Genomic DNA, 22180 nt, shown 5'->3' on the forward strand with positions numbered 1-22180 from the left:
CCGCGGCGTCTCTTTCAGTCGCCGATCTCGACCCACAGCGGGAAGTGGTCTGAACCGATCGAATTCGTGTCTATATCCGCAGATTTGAGGCGGCCTTCGAGACCGCCGCTCACGAAACAGTAGTCGAGATGCATGCGTTTGCCATGGTCCTTGGGATCCATCCAGCTGTAGCTTCCAGGCTCGTAGGCCTTCAGCGCTGCAAGCGCGTCGACCGGCGTGCCGATCCGAGTGGTGCGGCCGTAAAAGCCGTCTTTGCTGCCCGCGAAACGGCAGTACTCCGGCGATTCCGGGGTCATGTTGAAATCGCCCATGACGACGTAGTCCTCTGGCAAAGGCGGATCGCTGATGTCGAACTCGATAGCGCCCGTCACCGATCCGCCTTCTGGCAGAAACGCGTTGATGCGATCGCGGAGATAGGCGAGCTGCTGGCTGCGCTCGTCGGCCGACACGTGGTCAAGGTGCACCGTATAGACCCGGAGCGCTCCACCCGGCGTGTCGATCACAGCTTCTGTGGCGCCGCGCTGGAGGTTCAGCTTGGAGATCGTCCGGCTGCGCGGCAGGAGCAAGGTCCGGGTCGAGAGAATTGGCCAGCGGGACAGCACCATATTGCCAAACTGGAAGCGGGTACCACGCGGTGGCCAACCATCGGAAGAGGCTTCCACGTGGAGGTCGCATGCAGGCCCATAAACCCAAAAATGGTCAGTAAAATGCGCGGCCAGATCGGCCACCATGTCGGCGTAGTCGTTCCGCGCGAAGCCACGGGTCACTTCCTGGAGCGCGATGATGTCGGCATCTTCGACACTGGCTGCGATTCGATCGAGGTCGTATATCCCATCGAGACCGAAGCCGTACTGTATGTTATAGCTCGCAAACTTCACGATAATCCTTTGACCTCCGGCTGAACCGCCTATATCGAAAGCGGTACTGGGGGTGAAACTGCCACCGAATGATGGAAGTAAAATGAAATTTCTCGACGAAGCAAAGGTCTATATCAAGTCTGGAGACGGTGGTGCTGGTAGCGTCTCGTTCCGGCGCGAGAAGTTCATCGAGTTCGGTGGTCCCGATGGCGGCGACGGTGGCCGTGGCGGTGACGTCTGGGTCGAGGCGGTCAACGGGCTCAATACGTTGATCGACTTTCGCTTTCAGCAGCATTTCAAGGCGCAGATCGGCACGCACGGGATGGGGCGGAACCGTACCGGTGCCAACGGTGGCGATGTGACGCTCAAGGTTCCGGTCGGCACGCAGGTTCTCGAAGAAGATCGCGAGACCCTGATCTGTGACCTGACGACTGAAGGACAGCGGTTCCGCATCGCGGCAGGCGGCAATGGCGGTTTCGGCAACACGCATTTCAAATCGTCGGTCAATCAAGCGCCGGATTGGGCCAACCCCGGTCTGCCCGGCGAGGAAAAGACCGTCTGGCTGCATCTGAAGCTTATTGCGGATGCCGGTCTTGTCGGACTGCCGAACGCCGGGAAGTCGACCTTCCTTGCCGCGGTGACTCGCGCACGCCCGAAGATCGCAAACTATCCGTTCACCACGCTTCATCCCAACCTCGGTGTGGCGACCATCGACGGGCAAGAGTTCATTCTCGCGGATATTCCGGGCCTGATCGAAGGCGCGCATGAGGGCGTCGGCATTGGCGACCGCTTCCTGGGACACGTCGAACGCACGCGCGTGCTTTTGCATCTGGTCTCGGCACAGGAAGAGAAGGTCGGCAAGGCATACACGACCGTCAAGACGGAGCTCGAGGCTTATGGCAATGAGCTTGGTGACAAGGCAGAGATTGTCGCATTGTCGCAGATCGATGTGCTGGACGAAGCGACGTTGAAAAAGAAGACCAAGGAGCTTGCCAAGGCCTGCGGCAAGACGCCGTTCCAGATTTCCGCGGCGACCGGTAAGGGCATGACGGAAGTGCTGCGTGCCCTGCGCGATATTATCGTCGAAGCCAATGCCGGCGCCGAAAAGTTGGCGAAGGTGCCGAAGATCAGGCATCGGGACATTGCGGGATCGGACGATGGAGACGAGGTTGATGGGCAATCCTAAGCCTCTCGACAGTTACCGCCGTATCGTCATCAAGATCGGCTCGGCACTTCTCGTGGACCGAAAGACCGGCCTTCGAAAGCTCTGGCTGGACGCGATGTGCGCGGATATCGCCCGCCTGAAGGGGAAAGGCGTTGACGTTCTGGTGGTTTCCTCGGGCGCTATCGCGCTGGGTCGCTCGGTCCTCGATCTGCCCACGGGCGCTCTCAAACTTGAGGAAAGCCAGGCGGCGGCGGCAGTCGGGCAGATTGCGCTTGCGCGCGATTGGTCGGAAAATCTTTCGCGCGACGCAATCGTTGCCGGCCAAATTCTTCTGACGCTCGGGGATACGGAGGAGCGGCGCCGCTATCTCAATGCTCGCGCCACGATAAGCCAGCTTCTGAAGATCGGCGCCGTCCCAATCATCAACGAGAACGACACGGTTGCCACGAGCGAAATCCGCTATGGCGACAATGATCGCCTCGCCGCGCGCGTCGCGACGATGACGGGCGCTGATCTGTTGATCCTGCTCTCCGATATAGACGGCCTCTACACCGCCCCGCCGCACCTCGATCCGCAGGCGCAGTTCCTGGATACGATCACCGAGATTACACCGGAGATCGAAGCTATGGCTGGCGGCGCCGCATCCGAGCTTTCTCGTGGCGGCATGCGCACCAAGATCGACGCCGGCAAGATCGCGACGACGGCCGGGTGCGCGATGATCATTGCTTCGGGCAAGGCGGATCATCCTTTGTCGGCGATCGAGAGTGGTGCCCGTTCCTCATGGTTCGCGCCTTCCGGCACGCCCGTCACTGCCCGCAAGACATGGATCGCCGGACAGTTGCAGCCGGCCGGCGAGCTGCATGTGGACGACGGTGCGGTAACAGCACTCCGCGCCGGCAAGAGCCTGCTGCCGGCGGGCGTGCGAAAGGTCGTGGGGCTTTTCAGTCGCGGCGATACGATAGCCATTGTCGGCCCGAATGGACGCGAGATCGCTCGCGGGCTGGCCGGTTACGACGCGGACGAAGCCCGGCAGATCACCGGCCGCAAGTCGGCTGAGATCGAGGCGATCCTTGGTTATGCTGGACGCGCGGCAATGATTCACCGTGACGACATGGTGATGACATCGCAGGCGAATTCGGAATCGGAAAGGCAGAGGAAGGACACGGCCCATGCTTGATACCGTTGTGCAGAGCCCTGACGTCGAGGCGCTGATGAACGACATCGGCCGCAAGGCAAAGGCTGCTGCGCGACCGTTGGGCTTTGCATCCACAGAGGCGAAGAACAGAGCGCTGAGTGCGATGGCCGATGCAATCCTTGCCGACAAGGACCGTATTCTTGCCGAGAACGCCAAGGACCTCGAGGAGGTGGCCGGCACGGACATGCTGGCTTCCTTCATCGACCGGCTGACGCTGAACGACAAGCGCGTCGTCGAGATGGCTGAGGGTATTCGGGCCATTGCGGCTCTCAAGGATCCTGTGGGCGAAGTGATCGCCGCCTGGGACAGGCCGAATGGACTGAAGATCGAGCGCGTGCGCACGCCGCTGGGCGTGATCGGTGTTATCTTCGAGAGCCGGCCGAACGTTACGGCCGATGCGGGCGCGCTCTGCCTCAAGGCCGGAAACGCAGTCATACTGCGTTGCGGCTCCGACTCGCGGCGTTCCTCCCAGGCCATCCACGACTGCCTCGTCCGAGGACTGAAGGCGGCTGGGCTCCCCGAGCACGCCATCCAGCTGGTGCCGGTTTCCGACCGCGCTGCGGTGGGGGCGATGTTGCGTGGATTGGATGGCGCGATCGACGTTATTGTTCCGCGCGGCGGCAAGAGCCTGGTCGCGCGCGTCCAGAATGAGGCGAGGGTGCCTGTGTTTGCGCACCTTGAGGGCCTTTGCCATATCTACGTGGATGCTTCGGCAGACCTTGAAATGGCCAAGCAGATCATCGTCAATGCGAAGATGCGCCGCACCGGCATTTGTGGAGCGGTCGAGACGGTTCTTGTCGACGGCGCGGTTGCCGGTACTCACCTCCTTCCGCTGCTCGACGAGCTCTCGGTCGCCGGATGCGAGATACGAGGTTCCGCTGCCGTCGTGACAGCGGCCGTGGGCATCAAGCCCGCAACCGAAGAGGATTGGTCGACGGAATATCTCGACGCCATTGTCTCCGTTGCCGTCGTCGATGGTATCTCGGGCGCAATCGCGCACATACAGAAATACTCCTCGAACCACACGGAAGCAGTGATCGCGGAGGATCCGGAGGTCGTGCAGCGCTTCTTCACCGAGGTCGACTCGGCCATCCTGCTGCACAACGCCTCGACGCAGTTCGCCGATGGCGGAGAATTCGGCATGGGTGCGGAAATCGGCATTGCGACGGGAAAAATGCATGCGCGCGGCCCGGTGGGCGTCGAGCAACTCACTTCGTTCAAATACCGCGTGCACGGTACCGGACAGATCCGGACCTGACGTGACCAAGGACGAGATCGAGTCGCGTTATCGTCGCATGCCGCATGCCGAGCGGGGATTGGTCGTCGGTCTCTTCGGGGGATCATTCAACCCGCCGCACCAGGGGCATGCGCTTGTCGCCGAAATCGCGATCAAGCGGCTCGCTCTCGATCAGCTGTGGTGGATGGTGACGCCTGGAAATCCATTGAAGGAACGGAACGACCTGCTGCCACTGGCTGAACGCGTTTCACTCAGTGAAAGACTGGCAAAACATCCCGCGATCAAGGTTACGGCCTTCGAACGGGACTTCGGCACCAGCTTTACCGCCAATACGCTGGCCCGCGTCAAGACGCGCAATCCACACGTTCATTTCATCTGGATAATGGGTGCCGATAGCCTGAAAAGCTTCCATCGATGGCAGAAATGGCAGGATATCGCTCGAACATTCCCGATCGCCGTTATCGATCGTCCTGGTTCAACCTTGTCGTTTCTGTCATCGAAGATGGCGAAGACGTTCGATTTCGCGCGCGTCGACGAGGATGATTCCCGGGCGCTGTGGAAAAGGCAGGCTCCGGCATGGACCTTCATTCATGGGCCTCGGTCCGGTCTGAGCTCTACCTTGATCCGCAGGACGAACGGTACGTCGCAGTAGTTCTATTCAGGAAAGCTCCCAAATGAAAAGCCCGACGGGGGAGGAGATCCGTCGGGCTTTTAAACTTGATCGACAACTGGGAGGAGGAGTGTTGCCGATCCGTATCCAACGGCTTTGGGAGGAGGAGATCGCCGTTCGATGAGTATGTTTTACCACAATCTGCGGAAACGTGAAGCGAATGTGTTGCATTGCAGCGGTGCGTATTGCGCATGGCTCATCGAGTCGACCTGAAAAAGCTGCTTATTTCATTTGCATGCTGATTGGAGCGTGGAAGTTGTCCCGTCGAACTCGCAAATCTTCACCATGATTCTAAGGCTTCTTGCAGGTCCAATTTTCCAGCCATGCGCTCGACGGATGGACGCTTGGTTTTCAATCAGGCGCAATGTTCTACCAAATATATCGCTAGCCAAACGCACCGATCCCGTTATATTTCCGTAGATATTTCGAAAACCTGGGAGACAATTGATGCACAGCCGTCGTCAATGGATCAAACTTGCAGCCGCCGCCGTTTCGCTGGCCTGGCTGGGCATGGCCTCGACTCCAGCGATCGCTGCCGAGAAGGTTACAGTCTTTGCAGCCGCCAGCCTGAAGAATGCCCTCGATGCCGCAAATGCAGCCTGGGCGAAGGACGGCGGCAAGGAAGCAGTGGTCTCCTACGCGGCCAGCTCCGCACTTGCCAAACAGATTGAAAGTGGCGCACCCGCCGATATTTTTATATCGGCTGACCTGGACTGGATGGACTATGTTGCCAAGAAGAACCTGATCAAGGCGGATACGCGCTCCAACCTGCTCGGGAACCGGATCGTACTGGTTGCGGCAAAAGACAGGGCAAAGCCCGTCGACATCAAGCGTGGGTTTGATCTCGCCGCCTTGCTGGATGACGGCAAGCTCGCGATGGGTGAAGTCAAGTCGGTCCCGGCCGGAAAGTATGGCAAGGCCGCACTCGAGAAGCTTGGCGTATGGTCATCGATCGAGTCCAAGGTCGCGGGCGTGGAGAGCGTCCGCGCTGCTCTCGCTCTCGTTTCCCGTGGAGAAGCACCCTATGGCATCGTCTATCAGACGGATGCAGCCGCTGATTCCGGCGTCGCCGTCGTGGGGACCTTCCCTGCGGACTCTCATCCACCGATCATTTATCCGGTCGCCATCCTTGCCGAGAGCAAGAACCCAGACGCGGCTGCCTATCTGGATTTCCTGAAGTCGGAAAAGGCGGCTCCGTTTTTCACCGCCCAAGGTTTCACCATCCTGAAATGATTGCGGATTTCTGCGTTACGGCATAGCGTGAAGGCCCGCCTCGGTGAGCCTTCGCTTCTGGAGACAATGACGCTTGGATGCACTCGGCTTGAGCAACGACGAATGGACGGCGATCCTGCTCAGCCTGCGCGTCTCAGTCGTGGCCATGCTGACCAGTCTGCCGTTCGGAATTCTCGTTGCTCTCCTGCTGGCCCGTGGGCGCTTCTGGGGCAAGTCGATCCTGAACGGCGTCGTTCATCTGCCGTTGATCCTGCCTCCGGTTGTCACTGGTTTCGTTCTTCTCATTCTATTCGGTCGCCGTGGTCCGATCGGCAGCTTTCTTGATCAGTATTTCGGCATCGTCTTTTCCTTTCGATGGACGGGTGCCGCACTTGCCTGTGCTGTTATGGCGTTCCCGCTCATGGTCCGCAGTATCCGCCTCTCCATCGAAGCGGTAGACCGAAAGCTGGAAGAGGCCGCCGGAACCCTCGGCGCTGGTCCAATCTGGGTGTTTCTGACAATTACGCTGCCGCTGATGCTGCCGGGGATTGTAGCCGGCATGATCCTCGCCTTTGCAAAGGCCATGGGCGAGTTCGGGGCGACGATCACCTTCGTTTCCAACATCCCGGGTGAGACGCAGACGCTGTCGGCGGCAATCTACTCCTTCACACAGGTGCCGGGCGGCGATGCAGGGGCGTTGCGGCTCACTCTTGTGGCGGTCGCCATTTCGATGGCGGCCTTGCTCGCGTCCGAGTTTCTTTCCCGTATTGTCGGTCGGAGGATCGATCCGGAATGACGCTGGTCGTGGAAGCAAAGCACCGGCTTGGGTCATTCTCGCTTGACGCCGCCTTCACGTCGGAGCGCGGCATCACGGCGCTTTTCGGCCGCTCCGGTTCCGGCAAGACGTCGATGATCCGCACTATCGCGGGTCTGGCGCGCCCGGAAGAAGGACGCGTTGTGCTCGACGGGCAGGTATTGACCGATACGGCACAGCGCATCTTTGTTCCGAAGCATCGCCGGCGGTTCGGCTATGTATTTCAGGAGGCGCGGCTGTTTCCGCACCTCAACGTCCGCCAGAATCTTTCCTATGGCCGCTGGTTCGCCCCCAGAACCGGAGTTGCGGAGAACCTGGACCGGATCGTGGCGCTGCTGGGCATCGAAGCGCTGCTCCAGCGCAGCCCGGGAACACTCTCCGGTGGTGAGAGGCAGAGGGTAGCGATCGGTCGAGCGCTGCTTTCTTCACCACGTCTGCTGCTGATGGACGAACCGCTTGCGGCGCTGGACGATGCCCGCAAAGCGGAGGTGATGCCCTACCTCGAGCGTCTGCGTGACGAAATGGACATTCCGATCGTCTATGTCAGCCACTCGATCGCCGAGGTGGCGCGGCTTGCCGATCAGGTCGTGGTTATGAACGACGGTCGGGTGGAGGCGGTGGGGTCTGTGAGCGATGTGCTTAGCCACCCCCTGTCATCATTCGATCACCGCGACGCCGGCGCAGTTATGGAAGGAAAGGTCGAAAGCGTCGATCCGCAGCACCTTCTTGCGACGATCGCACTCAAATCCGTCCGCCTTCACGTTCCCGGGGCAATGCGCCTGTTGGGCAGGAGCGTTCGGGTTCGTATCCCGTCCCGCGATGTCATGCTGGCAACAATGCGACCGGAGGGGCTGAGTGCACTCAATATTCTCGAGGGTACCGTTCAGGCATTGACCCCGGCGCGCGACGCGACCGTAGACGTTCTCGTCGACTGCGGCGGCGACGTGATCCTCTCCCGGATCACCAGCTTTTCCGCCGAGCGGCTGGGATTGCAGGTGGGGGACAAGGCCTTTGTGATCATCAAAACCGTGGCGCTGGACCCCTGATCAGGTGCCCGCGCTGGGCCGGGAGGCTCGATTTGCTTCCAGCCAGGTCAGATCATCGGCGAGCGTCAAGCGCACGGCCTGTTCCATCCGCCTGAAGCGGACAAGCAGGTCATAACCGAATGGCGTCAAGCCAGCGCCACCACCCTTTTGTCCGCCGCGCTGCGTTTCCACCACAGGCTCCTTGAACATCCGGTTCATTTCGCTGACGAGTAGCCAGGCACGGCGGTAGGACATGTGCATCGCTCGGCCGGCAGCCGAAATGGAACCCGTCTCGCGAATGTGCTCAAGCAACTCCATCTTGCCTCTTCCGAGGCGATCCTCGTGAGGGAAGCTGATACGCAGAACTGGAAACGGCATATTTTTCTCGGCGCTTTCCATAGGCGGCCTTTTTGAACTCGCAAACCGGCGATCACTCTAAGCATCGCCGCATCAACTGTACACGGGTCGTTGCCTGGCAAAATCGCGCCGCTGCCACGGCAAATCGTGTATTCATGCTTTGTGATCGCCCACGTCTTGAATCGTTGGTGGTTTGGTGCCTATCTTAACTATGATTTGGTTCGCCAAGTCAGTGATGTGCATGGTCTGTCATTCCGAGAAAGGGAAAGCACTGACAACATTACACGCGAAGGGAAAAACGCTAGCCGTTGTCCCGAAGAGTGCGGAACGTGGCGATGATGCCGCTGCCCGTGCCCTGCACGCCGTCCTCGTAAGTCTCGAGGATTCCAAAGCTGAAGATATCGTCACCATCGACATTGCCGGAAAATCGGCGCTTGGAGACTTCATGGTTGTTGTCTCCGGCCGTTCGAGCAGGCATGTCATGGCGATTTCGGACCACCTGCTGACTGACTTGAAAGACGAGGGCTACGGTAGCGCCCGTGTCGAAGGTCAGGACGCCGGCGACTGGATCCTGATCGATACCGGCGACATCATCGTGCATGTCTTCCGTCCTGAAATCCGAGAGTTCTATAACATCGAAAAGATGTGGGCCGCTCCGGACATGGACGAAACGCTGCACTGACGGGCTGTCTGGACGCTATGTCCAACGCCTGATAGACGGCAACTGATTGGCCGGTGATATCACCGGACGTGCGGTTTTTTTGCCGCCTGATGTCGAATGCAGGAGCGGACGGATGCGCATAGGTCTCTTTGCCGTGGGGCGGCTGAAGTCCGGCCCGGAGAAGGATCTTGCGAACCGCTATTTCGACCGTTTTGCCAAAGCCGGACCGGCTGTCGGGCTTGAGTTTTCCCGTGTGGCCGAGGTTGCGGAAAGTCGGGCCTCCAATGCGGAGACCCGTAAGCGTGACGAGGCGGTGTTGCTCCAGAAATCGCTTTCCGATGGTTGCGTCCTCATCCTGCTGGACGAGCGTGGCAAGGCCCTGGACAGTGAGGGTTTTGCCAACCTTCTCGGAAACTACCGAGATCAGGGCAAGCGTGACCTGACGATTGCAATCGGCGGCGCCGATGGACTCGATCCGTCGCTTTACGACCGCGCGGATGCCACGCTTTGCCTCGGCAAGATGACGTGGCCGCACCAGCTTGTTCGCACGCTGATCGCTGAACAGTTGTACCGTGCCGTTACCATTCTTTCCGGACATCCCTATCATCGCGTCTAGATCGATCCGACAAGTCACGCATACGTGCACCGCACTGCTACGCAGCCGTTCTCAATCTTCTGGAAAAGCATGACAAATCAGCTTAGTCTGCGCGCGATTTGAGAGGATTGCCCTGCAAGCATGCCGATACCTGCGCTCACGCGAAAATATATCGTCCTGCCGGCTTTGACCGTGGCCTTGGGTGTATCCGCGATCGCCTCTTCCGGGCGCCCTTTTGATGGTGTTGCATTGGCTCAGGATGCGCCCGTTCAGGCGTTGGGCGAAGATGCAGGCGTTGGATCGCTTCCGGTTAGGAGCGCCGAGGCGGATACAATGTCAGCGCAGCCTGTGCCAGACCCGGCCGCCGACCTTGCAAGGAAGCGCGATGAGACGCGGGGTGAGCTTGAGGCTTTGTCCAAGACGATCGTTCTGTCGTCGGACAAGGTCAGCGAGCTCCAGAAGAGCATTGCGGATCTGGAGAAGAGCACGACCAGCATTCGGCAGGCGCTGATCGATTCAGCCGCCCGGCGCAAGTCACTTGAACTGCAGATGCTGGAGAGCGAGAGGAAGCTGGCCGATATCGGGGTGAAAGAGGACGCCGTTCATCGCTCGCTGCACGAGCGGCGCGGCCTACTTGCGGAAGTGCTCGCTGCCTTGCAGCGTATGGGGCGCAATCCACCGCCCGCCCTTCTTGTGACCCCCGACGATGCGCTTGCCTCGGTGAGAAGCGCAATCCTGCTCGGCGCAGTCGTGCCCGGCATCCGAAAGGAAACCGACAAGCTGGCTGCCGATCTTGCCAGCCTTTCCTCGCTCCAGTCCGCCAGCGCTGCCGAAAAGGCCAACCTGGCGGCAACAATGACGAACAACATCGAAGAAGAAAGGCGCATGGACCTGCTTCTTGCTGAAAACGACAAGCTTAGCCGCAGCAATACTGCCCAGCTCGAAGCCGAAAGGAAGCATTCGGAAGAACTCGCCGGCAAGGCGACGAGCCTGGAGGGTCTCGTGGCTTCGATGGAGACCGAGATTTCGTCGGTCCGAGACGCCGCCGCCGCCGCGCGCCAGGCCGAAGAGAACCGCAAGCTTCTGACGGTCGAGCAGCAGGCACAGGCCAGGGCGCTTGCCGACAGTGGTGTGCCTGATAAAAACCGCATTGCGCCCGCATATCCGTTCGGAGAATTGAAGGTGAAACTGGAATTGCCTGTGGCAGGCGATATCCTCCGTCACTTCGGTGATGCCGACGGAACCGGGCACGAGGCCATGGGAATGACGCTTGCGACCAATCCGGAAACGGTGGTCACCGCGCCCGCGGACGGGCTCGTGGTCTACGCCGGCGCATTTCGCAGTTACGGCCAGATGATTATCTTGGATGCAGGAGACGGATACCACCTTGTCCTTTCCGGAATGGAAACGATCAGCGCCCGCCAGGGGAAGTTCGTTTTTGCCGGAGAGCCGCTTGCCGTGATGGGAGCAAAAAGAGTGGCGAGCGCGACTGCATTGGCGCTGGAAACCAATCGGCCAACACTTTACATTGAATTTCGAAAAGACGGAAAACCGGTCGATTCCCGACCATGGTGGACCGCTAAAGACACTGGAAAGGCACGCAATGATTCGTAGGGCTTCTCTTGTTCTGGTCGGCGCATTGATGGGTGCGACCGCGATGAGCGTAATCTATTCTGCGGGTGTGCCTGCGGAAGCGGCTGGAGCGTCCACTTACAAGGAGCTTTCCGTTTTCGGTGATGTCTTCGAACGCGTGCGGGCGCAGTATGTGACGCCGCCGGCCGAAGACAAGCTGATCGAAAATGCCATCAACGGTATGCTTTCCTCGCTGGACCCGCATTCGAGCTACATGAATGCCAAGGACGCTGAGGACATGCAGACCCAGACCAAGGGCGAATTTGGCGGCCTTGGCATCGAAGTCACGATGGAAGACGAACTCGTCAAGGTCATTACGCCGATCGACGATACGCCCGCGGCAAAAGCCGGCGTTCTTTCCGGCGATTATATCTCCGAGATTGACGGTCAGTCCGTCCGTGGTTTGAAGCTTGAAGACGCCGTCGAAAAGATGCGCGGTCCAGTCAATACGCCGATCAAGCTGACCCTGATCCGCAAGGGTGCCGATAAGCCGATCGAACTGACGATTGTCCGCGACGTCGTGGCGGTGCAGGCCGTCAAGTCTCGCGTCGAGGATGATGTTGGTTATCTGCGGGTGATCTCCTTCACCGAGAAAACCTATCCCGATCTGGAAAAAGCGATCGAGAAGATCAAGAAGACCGTTCCGGCCGACAAGCTCAAGGGCTATGTCCTTGACTTGCGTCTCAATCCGGGTGGGCTGCTCGACCAGGCAATCCAGGTTTCCGATGCATTGCTTCAGCGGGGCGAAGTCGTTTCGACGCGCGGTCGCAATCCAGATGAAACACGCCGGTTCAACGCCGGTCCAGGCGATCTGACCGACGGAAAGCCGGTGATCGTGCTGATCAACGGCGGCTCGGCCTCGGCTTCGGAAATCGTCGCGGGCGCGCTTCAGGACCTGCGTCGCGCCACCGTTCTCGGCACGCGTTCGTTCGGCAAGGGGTCGGTGCAGACGATCATTCCGCTCGGCGAAAACGGTGCGTTGCGCCTGACGACGGCGCTCTATTACACGCCGTCGGGCCGCTCTATCCAGGGCACCGGCATCACGCCTGATATCAAGGTGGAAGAGCCTCTGCCGGATGCCCTTAAGGGCAAAATGGTGACCGAGGGCGAATCCAGCCTGCGTGGCCACATCAAGGGTCAGAGCGAGACGGACGAAGGCTCCGGTTCGGTTGCCTATGTTCCGCCGGATCCAAAGGACGACGTCCAGCTGAACTATGCGCTTGACCTGCTGCGCGGCAAGAAGACGGACCCTTCCTTCCCGCCGAACCCGGACAAGGCCGTTAGCGCCAAGTAATGTTAGAATGAGGCGTCAGGCCGGGATCGAATGTCCGGCCTGACGCCTTTTTGCTGTCCTGATGCCGGAGCAGGAAGAAGATTGGGTACGGACCTACACGCGCCTTTGGGACAGAACCGCAAGCCGACGGGGAAGAAACCGGGCATTCTGCGTTTGGGCCGCATTGCCGCGAGCGGCTGCTTGATCCTTATCGGTGGGTTCTCGATCTACACCGCCTTTCGTGACGACGACTTGAAGGAAGCGAAGCCGTCGCTTCAGCAGCAGACCACCGCGCCGCCTTCCGAGACACAACAGCCGGCGCCGTCGTCTTCCGTCGCCGCCGGGATGCCGCGATCGGACCCTCAATCGGGCGCGAACGTCGAGCAGATGGTTGCAGGCGACGGGTCGGTCGTGACCAAATACAGCCCCAAAGCGCGCGATGGAAACGGTCCTGTTCTGGTGGATGCCATGCAGTTTGGGCAGGATTCCCGGATGGCTGCGATCCCGAACGATGCGTTGCTGGAGGACACACCCAACGGCCGGCTGCCGGTTGTGGGTCCAGACGGGCGCCGACCGATGGATCAGTATGCGCGCCCCTGGTCGGGCGCGCGCGGGACGCGAATAGCGATCGTGGTCAGTGGATTGGGCCTCAGCCAAACGGGAACCCAGCGCGCCATTCAGCAGCTGCCGGAAGAGATCACATTCGCGTTTGCGGCCAGCGGCAACAGCCTGCAGCGGTGGATGCAGGATGCGCGGCGCGGCGGCCACGAGATCCTGCTGCAGGTGCCGTTCGAGCCGTTCGATTATCCGGCGAACGATCCAGGTCCCGATACGTTGCTGACATCGAAACCCGTCGCACAGAACATCGAAAGCCTCCATCGTGTGATGGGCGAGATTACCAATTACACGGGTATCATGAACTACCAGGGCGCGCGTTTTCTGTCCAATCCCGATGCCATCGAGCCGGTGATGCGGGATATCAGCAAGCGGGGCTTGCTGTTTCTCGATGACGGGACGTCAGCGCAGTCCAAGACCTCCGTGATCGCCAGGGGGACAGGATTGCCCTATGCCTTCGCTGATGTTCAATTGGACAGGCAACTGGACGTGAACGCCATCCTGCAGAAGTTGGACGAGCTTGAGCGTGTCGCAAAGCGCAACGGGCAGGCCATTGGGGTTGCCTCCGCATTCGACGAGAGTATCGATGCAATCTCCAAATGGACGGAGGAAGCGGCGATGCGTGGAATCGAGATCGTCGGCGTCGCTGCCTTAACCAATGATCCAAGAAAGCCGTGAATCCGGATGCCCGATGAGCAACGCATGATCAAAGCTGAAGATCTTCCTTATCGCCCGTGCGTCGGCGTGATGATCCTCAACCGACAAAACCTTGTGTGGGTGGGCAGGCGCATTGCCGAAGAGAATTCCGAGTATGACGGCTCGCCGCAGCTCTGGCAGATGCCACAGGGCGGGATCGACAAGGGCGAGGATCCGCTCGATGCCGCCTATCGAGAACTCTACGAAGAAACAGGCATGCGAACCGTCACGCTGCTTGCCGAAGCCCGGAACTGGATCAACTACGATCTGCCGCCGCATTTGCTAGGCATTGGTTTGAAGGGAAAGTTCCGTGGCCAGACGCAGCGCTGGTTCGCGTTTCGATTCGAGGGTGACGAGAGTGAGATTGCGATTAATCCACCACCCGGTGGCCACTCAGCCGAATTCGATGCCTGGGATTGGAAGCCGATGGAGAGCCTGCCGGGATTGATCGTACCCTTCAAAAGAGCGGTCTACGACCAGGTGGTCAGCGAGTTTCGGCATTTGCCGGAGGTGAATGTGTCCGAATGAGTATCCGGCCGCCTGAGCGGCCGAATCCTCGCGAATGTGTTACTCGGCCTCGTTGGCGGAATCGGCGTTGAGCTGTCCGTATTTGGCTTCGCCGATTTTCCCCAGCAGTTCCAGCTGCGTTTCAAGGAAGTCGATGTGGCCTTCTTCGTCGGCCAGCAGTTCCTCGAACAGCTTCATGGAAACATAGTCGCCCGCCTCATGACAGATGTCGCGCGATTTCTTGTAGGCGGCGCGCGCGTCATACTCGCCGGCGAGATCGGCTTCCAGGACTTCCTTTACGTTCTGGCCGATGCGAAGCGGTGCGAGCGTCTGGAGATTGGGATGTCCTTCGAGGAAAATGATGCGCGCGACCAAATGGTCGGCGTGATGCATCTCTTCGATGGACTCTGCGCGTTCCTTTTTGGCGAGCTTTGTGTAGCCCCAATCCTCAAGGAGACGGTAATGTACCCAGTACTGATTGACAGCACCAAGTTCCAAAAAGAGGGCCTCGTTAAGCCGCTCGATGACTTTTTTGTCGCCTTTCAATGTCCGCTCTCCTGTTTTCTTCATGGAAGTTTCTGAGGCGGGACATGAAATCAAATATTTCGGCTTCCGTCGAGTGGCGACGGGCGTGATATTCCTCTGTTGTCTGAATGATCAAATCGACCACGTTCGGGAAACAACCGCAACAGCGGCCACGTTTTTCCATGGCGTGGTAGACTTTTGCAGGTACGATAAGCTGCCAACAGTCATCGTTAAGAAGTTCGTTGATGACTTCTCGGATTTCTGTGTCAGTTATGTAGTTACAGCTGCAGACAAGCACGTCTTCATTCCAAACATGACAATTACTATCGTCTTTTTTGCTAAAGAAGATGATTGTTGTCAAGAAAAAATATCGCCGAAATCACCTGACCCAGTCCACCGCCTGTTCAAATTGCGGTGAGAGAGTTGATTCGCCTCCGCTGGTTTGCTCGGCGCCCCTACCGGGACGCGGTTCAATGAAAGTTACGCCCCTTCGGCATGACCTTGGCTGTTTCCGAAACGTTTGCTCGATCGTCCGCCGCCAGAATCCGCTTCTTCATTGCGATCTTTTCGAGCATGTCCACCGTCTTCTTCTGTCTTGGATCAGCCGTCGGTCTAAGCGCCTCGTCGGCACGATCGCACGCGCCAAAACGTTGTGCCTCCTTGTGCAGCAGTCCCAGAGAAGAAGTCAGATCCTCGATGTGATCAACGACGGTATGGATGACGCCGCTCTGGCTTTGGAGCTTGCCTCTTATTTTGACCAGTCGAGCTCCCATGACGATTGCCCGGTATTTCTCGAATGTTTTTGGCCAGACGATTGCATTTGCGACGCCCGTCTCGTCTTCAAGTGTCATGAAGATGACACCCTTTGCAGAGCCCGGGCGCTGACGCACCAGCACCAGACCGGCAATCGTTACCCATTTGCCGTTTGTCATGTTCAAAAGATCGACACTGCGCGTGACGCCGATCTTATGAAATTCCTCGCGCAGAAATGAAACGGGGTGCGCCTTAAGCGATAGGGAGAGATAGCGGTAGTCTTCGATAACCTGCTCGCCGGGCAGCATCTGGGGCAGATTCGTCTTTGGCTCGACCTGCAAGTCTACATGGCTTGCCTGATCAAACAACGGCAGCCTTTCTGCCGCCCCCTTCACGTCAAGTGCCCGCACCGCCCAAAGGGCTTCGCGCCGGGACAGCCCGATTGATCCAAATGCATCGGCGTCCGCCAGCCGTTCCATATCCGATTTGTCGAGGCCTGAGCGCAGCCAGAGATCACGGATGGATGTGTAACCGGTCCCCCGGCTTGCGATCAGTCTGTCTCCCACGCTCTTTTCGGAAAGGCCTTTGACCTGTCTAAAGCCAAGACGGACGGCTCTTTTGGTTTGAATGACGTCCTTCATGTCCTTGTGGCGGAAATCGATCCTGGCTTTATCGAAAACCGTTTCCTCAAGTAAGCAATCCCAGTCCGACCAGTTGATGTCGACCGCCCGGACCTGCACACCATGTTCCCTTGCATCGCGAACCAATTGCGCAGGCGCATAAAATCCCATCGGCTGCGAATTCAGCATCGCCGCACAGAAGACGTCAGGATAGTAGGCCTTCATCCAGGAGGAGGCATAGACGAGAAGGGCGAAGGATGCGGCGTGGCTTTCCGGGAATCCATATTCCCCGAAACCCTTGATCTGGTTGAAGCATTGCTGCGCAAATTCCGGGGAATAGATTCCCTTGGACGTCATCCCGTCGATGAAGCGCTTTTCGAAGCCGCCAATGGTGCCAGTCCGTTTGAAGGTCGCCATGGCACGACGCAGTTGATCGGCTTCAGCAGGCTTGAATCCCGCCGCGGTGATGGCGATCTGCATGGCCTGTTCCTGAAAAAGTGGGACACCCAGCGTTCGCTTCAACACCTCTTTCAACTCCTCGCTTGGATACTCGATCGGAATATCGCGGTTGCTCTGCTCCCTTCGCTTCAGATAGGGATGGACCATGTCGCCCTGAATGGGGCCTGGCCGGACGATTGCGACCTCGATGACGAGGTCGTAGAATGCTCTTGGTCGCAGGCGCGGCAGCATGCTCATCTGCGCCCGGCTCTCGATCTGGAAGACGCCCAGCGTATCGGCCCGGCACATCATGTCGTAAACCGGCTCTTCGTCCTCATGCGTGTCATTACCGAGATCGGCCAGTGTCTTCTTCACGTCGTAGTGCAGCAGCAGAAGGTCGAAGGCCTTGCGCAGACAGGTCAGCATCCCGAGCGCCAGAACATCGACCTTGAGGATTTTCAAATTGTCGAGATCGTCCTTATCCCACTCGATCATGTAGCGGCCCGGCATGGCGGTGTTCATGATTGGCACGACCTCGTCGAGCCGATCGCGGGTGATGACGAAGCCGCCGACATGCTGGGTGAGGTGGCGGGGGAAGCTCAGAAGCTCGGACGCATACTTCAGGACGTTGCTGGTCACAGGGTCCTTCGTATCGAGGCCAGCTGCCTTGGCTTCTCGCTCCGTCAGAGCACCATCCGACCAGCCCCAGACCAGGCTGCCGATCGCCGACTGGATGTCTTCCGAAAGACCGAATGCCTTCGAGACTTCGCGGCCGGCGGAGCGGGTGCGATAGCTGGTCACGGCAGCCGTCAAGCCGGCATGTTCCTTGCCGTACCGCTGGTAGATATGCTGGATCACCTCTTCGCGCCGGTCGTGCTCGAAATCGACGTCGATATCAGGTGGTTCGTCGCGGTCGGTGGACATGAAGCGGTCAAACAGGAGCGTGCTTTTCTCCGGATTCACCTCGGTGATCTCAAGGCAATAGCAGATGACCGAGTTGGCAGCCGAGCCGCGCCCCTGGCAGAGAATCTCGAGTTCGTATCGCGCATGCATGATGATCCTGTGTACTGTCAGGAAATAGGGAGCATACTGCTTCTCCTTGATGAGGCTCAGCTCGGAATCGATCTGCTCCTGGATTTTGGCCGTGACCCCATTCGGAAAGCGCCGAGCTGCCCCTGTTATGGTCAGGCGCTCCAGGGTTTCGTAAGCCGTCTCGCCTTCGTCGTTCTCATCCGGGTAGTTATGCTCCAGTTCGTCGAGGCGGAACGACAATTTGGAAAAGAACGTCTCAGTGTTCAAAACAGCATCCGGATAGTCCCTGAACAGACGGGTCATCTCGCGCTCGTCCTTCAGATAGCGCTCCGCATTCGGCGCCAGAAGAAACCCGGCTTCTGGAATCGGCACATGCTCCCGGATCGACGTCATGATGTCGGACAGAGGGCGGCGCGCGCTCTCATGATAGAGCGGCTGATTGGTGGCGATCAGAGGCACGCGATTTCGGGCAGCAAGCATGGCAAGTACGGAAAACACGCGTTTGTCTCGACCGTCATAGGCGGGCGTTATCGCCACGTAGAGCTTTTCGCGAAAGCGGTCGCGCAGGCGTTCGAGGCAGGCTTCGAATGCTTGATAAAGACGGGGATCATCGGCAACCGCCAGATCGGGGACGAGAGCCAGCATCATCTGGCTCCCAAATTCCGACAGATCCGCTTCCATCAGGATGCAATTGCCCTTTTCCGCGCGCAGATTGCCGGCGCTCAAAAGGCGGCATAGATGCGCCCATCCCTCGCGATTGTGCGGGTAGGCAAGAATATCGGGTGTTCCGTCCGAGAAGACGAGGCGGGCGCCGGGCTGCAGAAGGACCGGCTCGATAATGTCTTCGGGCTTTTCATCTTTTTCCAGAAGTCCATCTTGTTTTCTCTCGAATTTCTTCCGGAGAGCCTTTGCCTGGGCATGCGCCCTGACCACGCCCGCAACCGAGTTGCGATCGGCAATGCCAAGGCCTCCGATTTTCAGGACCGCCGCCTGCAGCACCATCTCCTCGGGCTTGGAAGCGCCCTCCAGAAACGAGAAATTTGTCTTGGCGCCGATCTCGAAAAAGCCCGACGTCATGCGAGCATTCCATGCATGAACCAGCGCTGTGTCGCGTCGCGTCCATAAAGGCCTTCGCGATAGATCCAGAAACGATGTCCCTGATCGTCCTCGACACGGAAGTAGTCCCGCTCAGCCGCATCCGATCCGTCGATCCACCATTCCATGGCAAGCCGCTCCGGTCCTTCGCTTCTGACGACGCGATGGCGCATTCGACGCCAGTGAAAGTTGGCAGGCGCACCGTCCGGCACCTCGATGGCAAAGGCGTCCATCGGTTCCGGTCTTTCCAGGAGCCTCACGGGTCTTTCACTGCGCGACGGTGGAGGATTGCCCTGCCGAGCTTTCAGCCCCGAAAGGGCATCGATTGCGGATACGGCAAGGACCGCTCTTTCCGGCACATGGCTCTCACGCAGCTGAAAGGTCTGCAAGCAATCGGCGCCGAGACGAGCAGAGACGCGATCGACGAAGACGGTGAGCGATGCATCCTTCTGCTGATGGCCTTCGAAATCGCTTTGCGTCGTATCGAAAGTCTCGTGGCGAAGGACGTTGAGACGCAGGATTTCAAATCCATACCCAGCATCGAGGTCGTCGTGCACGGTCTGCAGGCGCTCGGCGAACAGGGCCGCAATCCGCCTGGGTTCGCGCAGCGGCCGGGCCGTCCCTGCCGCAATGCGGAAGACCCTGCCGTCCACACGAAAGAGGACGAGCTCGAAGAGACGGCCGCCGACGCCGCGGGCCTCCAGGGAGGGTTTCAGTGAGATTGCGATCTGACCGGCGAGATCAAGAATATCTTCCTCCGCGCCGATTGGTTCGATCAGGCGGCGCTCGGCCGAGAGGCTTGCAACGGGCCGGCGCGGCGATATCGGTTCTTCATCCATTCCAAGCGCCTGATCCAGCCTTAGCAGCACGCTTGTTCCGAAGCGGCGGGCAAGCGGGGCGCGCGGGGTTTCCAGCAGGTCGCCAACATATTTCAGGCCCATCTTGGTCAGGGCGGCGACGGTATCTTCGGCAAGGCGCAGCGAGCCGACGGGAAGGGGGGCAATTACCTGTTCTGCCTCATCCGCTTCGATGACCCCCCCTTGGCCGAAGCGGCTCACGGCCCATGAGAGGCCAGGCGACGAGGCAATGGCACCGCGGACATCAAGCCCTATCTGCAGCAGCCGCGAAAGAATATCCCTGAGAAGCGCCTTCTCTCCGCCGAACAGATGGGCGCAGCCAGTGATATCGAGAAACAGGCCATCCTTGCCATCGAGGGCGACCAGCGGCGTATATCGGTCGCACCAGTCGGCGATTCCCTCGAGAAAGCGCCGATCGGCAGCAGGATCTTCCTCGATCACCTCGATCGTCTGATAGATGGCGCGGGCTTCGCCGACACCCATGCTTTTCCTAAGGTTGATCGCTTCCGCCGCCTCATCCAGCGCCGTCAACCGCATGGCATTGGCAAAGCGACCGGAACATACGATCGGCGGCGCCTCAGGACGAGCGCGCAAACGCCAGGAAGGGCCCCATTTCTTCCTGGCGATCCGATCGGTTGGCAGGTGCGGGAAGCTTAGCGCCAGAATGCGCTGCGCGCTCGGCTGGAAAGCGAGTGTCGGCTGATTGGCGGACAGGGAAAAACCGGCGGTCATGGGGATTCCACTCCAGAAGAAGGGAGAGAGGAGCCGGATTGCGGCTCTTCTCCAGGGTGAGGCGAAAAATTGGATTGCCGATGCTGCCGCCTAGCATCGAGCCACCCGGCAAGAGCCGCGCCTTGGCCGGCGCGGGTTCGGCAAGGAAACGGAAGAAAGCGCTGCTGGCCTCTTCCTCTCCGGCTTGTCGCAACAGGAAAAGTGGGCGCCTGGAGGTCTTTGCCCGCAGGTTCAAGCGTCGGCTTTCCGTCAGCCCGAACGATTTCGGATTGCCGCGGACCTCGAAAATGGTTGCCGGAAAGACGCCGCTTTCAATGGCGGTTTCCGCCAGCCAAAGGGCATCCTCCAGCTTGCGTGGGGTTGCGTGCATAAATAGCCCGGGCCTCAAGCCGAAATCCTGCAGGCCTACGGCATAGGGTCGCCCCGCCTCCATCGAGGCGACCCTGTCTGATATCCATAGGATGGGGAGTGGCCGGTGCCCGTTCTCTTCATCCTGTCGCTGCAGCATGGCGGCAAGCGCCAGCACGAAGCCGCTGCTCGAGCCTGCATGGCGCAGCAACTGCGTGCGGATTTCCGTCAGGCCGTCCAGTGGCACGCCGCCATCCATGACCTCATCGAGAGCGGGTATTCCGAGCGGGAGACGAAGCGCGTTTTCGGCTTCCTCTCCACCCAGATCAGTTTCACCCAAAGCCTGGCTCTCCGCTGCCGCCAAGGCCGGCGCGGGTTTTCCTTCAAGTTTTGCAATGGTTTCGCGGAGCGCAAAAAGCCGCTCGCGCGTCACGGCCGACTGTGCCATGACGTCACTCCAAATTTCAAATGTTCCTGTTATGTTCTTATGGATTCCAGAGGTCGACTGAAGAGTCAACAGTCGTTTCCTATGAATTTATTCCTGTCCTTGATTCCGCTCTCGAAAATCGACCGCAAAGGTTCTATATGGGCCGCAAAGGAAGGGAATTTTTATGGCCCGCATAGACCAGAGCGATAATTGGCGGGATCGCCACGCTCCGACGATCAGTACATTCGAGTCCCTGGCAATGGAAGCCTACAGCCATCTGCCAGATGAGTTTCGTTCGCTGACCACCGATCTGACGATCGAAATCGAGGATTTCCCCGATGACGAGGTGTTCGAGGACATGGCGCTGGAAACGCCGTTCGACCTGCTCGGTCTTTTTGAAGGCCGCGGGATTTCCGAGCGGTTTACATTGGAAACCGGCGAGCTGCCTAACCGCATCCGTCTCTACAGGCGCCCGATCCTCGATTACTGGGCCGAGAATGACGAGACGCTGGGCGATATCATCACCCATGTCCTGATCCACGAGATCGGCCATCATTTCGGTCTCAGCGACGACGACATGGAGCGGATCGAGGAAAGCGCCGAGGAAGCCGTGGAGCGATAGGCGGCCCACTATTACTGCTCGGAGAGCTTCATGTCCGGGTGGTAGTCCTTGCCTTCGACGTCCTTGATGATCGCCTGGGCGCACATGACCTGTCCGGTCTGGGCGTTGAAGGTCAGCGCCGGCGATCCGTTCAGCGACCAGCCTTTGTTGAGGGCGTCGGTCACGCGGTGGCAGAAGGCGGCATCGTCCTGGCCGGTCAGAAGGCGGTAGAGCTTCATAA

Annotated in this window: 22 protein-coding genes; 14 read left to right on the forward strand and 8 right to left on the reverse strand. The window is 59.2% G+C overall.

From position 1 onward, the window contains the following. Positions 1-14: 14 nt before the first annotated feature. Complete coding sequence (locus ASC90_RS15110) at positions 15-878, reverse strand: endonuclease/exonuclease/phosphatase family protein (RefSeq protein WP_056541932.1); 864 nt, start codon at positions 876-878, stop codon at positions 15-17. Positions 879-960: 82 nt separating this feature from the next. Here ASC90_RS15110 and obgE point away from each other — a divergent pair, with 82 nt between their 5' ends. The 7 genes from obgE (at position 961) to modC (ending at position 8196) form a co-directional block, all read left to right on the forward strand. Further along, positions 961-2043, forward strand: coding sequence for a GTPase ObgE (obgE, locus tag ASC90_RS15115; protein WP_056541935.1), 1083 nt, complete (start codon positions 961-963; stop codon positions 2041-2043). Beyond that, the gene (gene proB, locus ASC90_RS15120; RefSeq protein WP_056541938.1) at positions 2030-3199 is read left to right on the forward strand and encodes a glutamate 5-kinase; all 1170 of its coding nucleotides are present in this window, start codon (positions 2030-2032) and stop codon (positions 3197-3199) included. Before obgE ends, proB begins: the two co-directional genes overlap by 14 nt. Beyond that, positions 3192-4475 carry a glutamate-5-semialdehyde dehydrogenase gene (locus ASC90_RS15125; RefSeq protein WP_056541942.1) on the forward strand — a complete coding sequence of 428 codons (1284 nt, stop codon included), beginning with the start codon at positions 3192-3194 and terminating at the stop codon, positions 4473-4475. The genes proB and ASC90_RS15125 overlap by 8 nt, the downstream gene beginning before the upstream one ends. Positions 4476-4512: 37 nt before the next feature. Next, the gene (locus ASC90_RS15130; protein WP_244480401.1) at positions 4513-5106 is read left to right on the forward strand and encodes a nicotinate-nucleotide adenylyltransferase; all 594 of its coding nucleotides are present in this window, start codon (positions 4513-4515) and stop codon (positions 5104-5106) included. Between the two features lie 465 nt (positions 5107-5571). Continuing rightward, on the forward strand, positions 5572-6357 hold the full coding sequence (modA, locus tag ASC90_RS15135; RefSeq protein ID WP_056541947.1) for a molybdate ABC transporter substrate-binding protein: 786 nt from the start codon (positions 5572-5574) through the stop codon (positions 6355-6357). A gap of 73 nt (positions 6358-6430) precedes the next feature. After that, the gene (gene modB / locus ASC90_RS15140; RefSeq protein ID WP_056541950.1) at positions 6431-7132 is read left to right on the forward strand and encodes a molybdate ABC transporter permease subunit; all 702 of its coding nucleotides are present in this window, start codon (positions 6431-6433) and stop codon (positions 7130-7132) included. Then, entirely contained in the window at positions 7129-8196 is a 1068-nt protein-coding gene (gene modC / locus ASC90_RS15145; RefSeq protein ID WP_056541953.1) for a molybdenum ABC transporter ATP-binding protein, read from the forward strand. The genes modB and modC overlap by 4 nt, the downstream gene beginning before the upstream one ends. On the opposite strand, the gene ASC90_RS15150 is transcribed toward modC, so the two are convergent. Continuing rightward, positions 8197-8574, reverse strand: a complete 378-nt coding sequence (locus tag ASC90_RS15150; RefSeq protein ID WP_056541956.1) for a LysR family transcriptional regulator — start codon at positions 8572-8574, stop codon at positions 8197-8199. A gap of 199 nt (positions 8575-8773) precedes the next feature. Between ASC90_RS15150 and rsfS the strand changes: the two genes are divergently transcribed. The 6 genes from rsfS to ASC90_RS15180 all read left to right on the forward strand — a co-directional run bounded on the left by rsfS (position 8774) and on the right by ASC90_RS15180 (position 14532). Further along, positions 8774-9214, forward strand: a complete 441-nt coding sequence (gene rsfS, locus ASC90_RS15155) for a ribosome silencing factor (protein ID WP_056542614.1) — start codon at positions 8774-8776, stop codon at positions 9212-9214. A 112-nt stretch (positions 9215-9326) separates the two neighbouring features. Then, entirely contained in the window at positions 9327-9809 is a 483-nt protein-coding gene (gene rlmH / locus ASC90_RS15160; protein WP_056541959.1) for a 23S rRNA (pseudouridine(1915)-N(3))-methyltransferase RlmH, read from the forward strand. Between the two features lie 150 nt (positions 9810-9959). Then, positions 9960-11402 carry a murein hydrolase activator EnvC gene (locus tag ASC90_RS15165; protein WP_156392995.1) on the forward strand — a complete coding sequence of 481 codons (1443 nt, stop codon included), beginning with the start codon at positions 9960-9962 and terminating at the stop codon, positions 11400-11402. Next, on the forward strand, positions 11392-12714 hold the full coding sequence (locus ASC90_RS15170; RefSeq protein ID WP_056541967.1) for a S41 family peptidase: 1323 nt from the start codon (positions 11392-11394) through the stop codon (positions 12712-12714). Before ASC90_RS15165 ends, ASC90_RS15170 begins: the two co-directional genes overlap by 11 nt. A gap of 81 nt (positions 12715-12795) precedes the next feature. Continuing rightward, complete coding sequence (locus ASC90_RS15175; RefSeq protein WP_056541969.1) at positions 12796-13986, forward strand: divergent polysaccharide deacetylase family protein; 1191 nt, start codon at positions 12796-12798, stop codon at positions 13984-13986. 24 nt (positions 13987-14010) lie between these two features. Next, positions 14011-14532 (forward strand): RNA pyrophosphohydrolase, encoded by a 522-nt coding sequence (locus ASC90_RS15180; protein WP_156392963.1) that lies wholly within the window; start codon positions 14011-14013, stop codon positions 14530-14532. A 39-nt stretch (positions 14533-14571) separates the two neighbouring features. On the opposite strand, the gene bfr is transcribed toward ASC90_RS15180, so the two are convergent. From bfr to ASC90_RS30025, 5 genes are all read right to left on the reverse strand, one after another. After that, the gene (gene bfr, locus ASC90_RS15185) at positions 14572-15057 is read right to left on the reverse strand and encodes a bacterioferritin (protein ID WP_056541975.1); all 486 of its coding nucleotides are present in this window, start codon (positions 15055-15057) and stop codon (positions 14572-14574) included. Further along, complete coding sequence (locus ASC90_RS30020) at positions 15023-15397, reverse strand: (2Fe-2S)-binding protein (RefSeq protein ID WP_082519932.1); 375 nt, start codon at positions 15395-15397, stop codon at positions 15023-15025. The genes bfr and ASC90_RS30020 overlap by 35 nt, the downstream gene beginning before the upstream one ends. Before the next feature lie 109 nt (positions 15398-15506). Next, positions 15507-18956, reverse strand: a complete 3450-nt coding sequence (locus ASC90_RS15195) for an error-prone DNA polymerase (protein WP_056541980.1) — start codon at positions 18954-18956, stop codon at positions 15507-15509. Continuing rightward, positions 18953-20425 carry a DNA polymerase Y family protein gene (locus ASC90_RS15200; RefSeq protein ID WP_280138329.1) on the reverse strand — a complete coding sequence of 491 codons (1473 nt, stop codon included), beginning with the start codon at positions 20423-20425 and terminating at the stop codon, positions 18953-18955. Before ASC90_RS15200 ends, ASC90_RS15195 begins: the two co-directional genes overlap by 4 nt. After that, positions 20409-21359: a hypothetical protein gene (locus ASC90_RS30025; protein WP_056541983.1), complete on the reverse strand. Its 951-nt coding sequence runs from the start codon at positions 21357-21359 to the stop codon at positions 20409-20411. The genes ASC90_RS15200 and ASC90_RS30025 overlap by 17 nt, the downstream gene beginning before the upstream one ends. Positions 21360-21522: 163 nt before the next feature. On the opposite strand from ASC90_RS30025, the gene ASC90_RS15210 reads away from it, so the two are divergent. After that, positions 21523-21960, forward strand: a complete 438-nt coding sequence (locus tag ASC90_RS15210) for a metallopeptidase family protein (RefSeq protein ID WP_056541986.1) — start codon at positions 21523-21525, stop codon at positions 21958-21960. 11 nt (positions 21961-21971) lie between these two features. Here ASC90_RS15210 and ASC90_RS15215 read toward each other — a convergent pair whose 3' ends face one another. After that, the gene (locus tag ASC90_RS15215; protein WP_056541988.1) at positions 21972-22178 is read right to left on the reverse strand and encodes a DUF1737 domain-containing protein; all 207 of its coding nucleotides are present in this window, start codon (positions 22176-22178) and stop codon (positions 21972-21974) included. Between the last annotated feature and the right edge of the window lie 2 nt (positions 22179-22180).

Source organism: Rhizobium sp. Root1220 (assembly GCF_001426265.1).
In the GTDB taxonomy this organism is placed as follows: Bacteria; Pseudomonadota; Alphaproteobacteria; order Rhizobiales; family Rhizobiaceae; genus Rhizobium.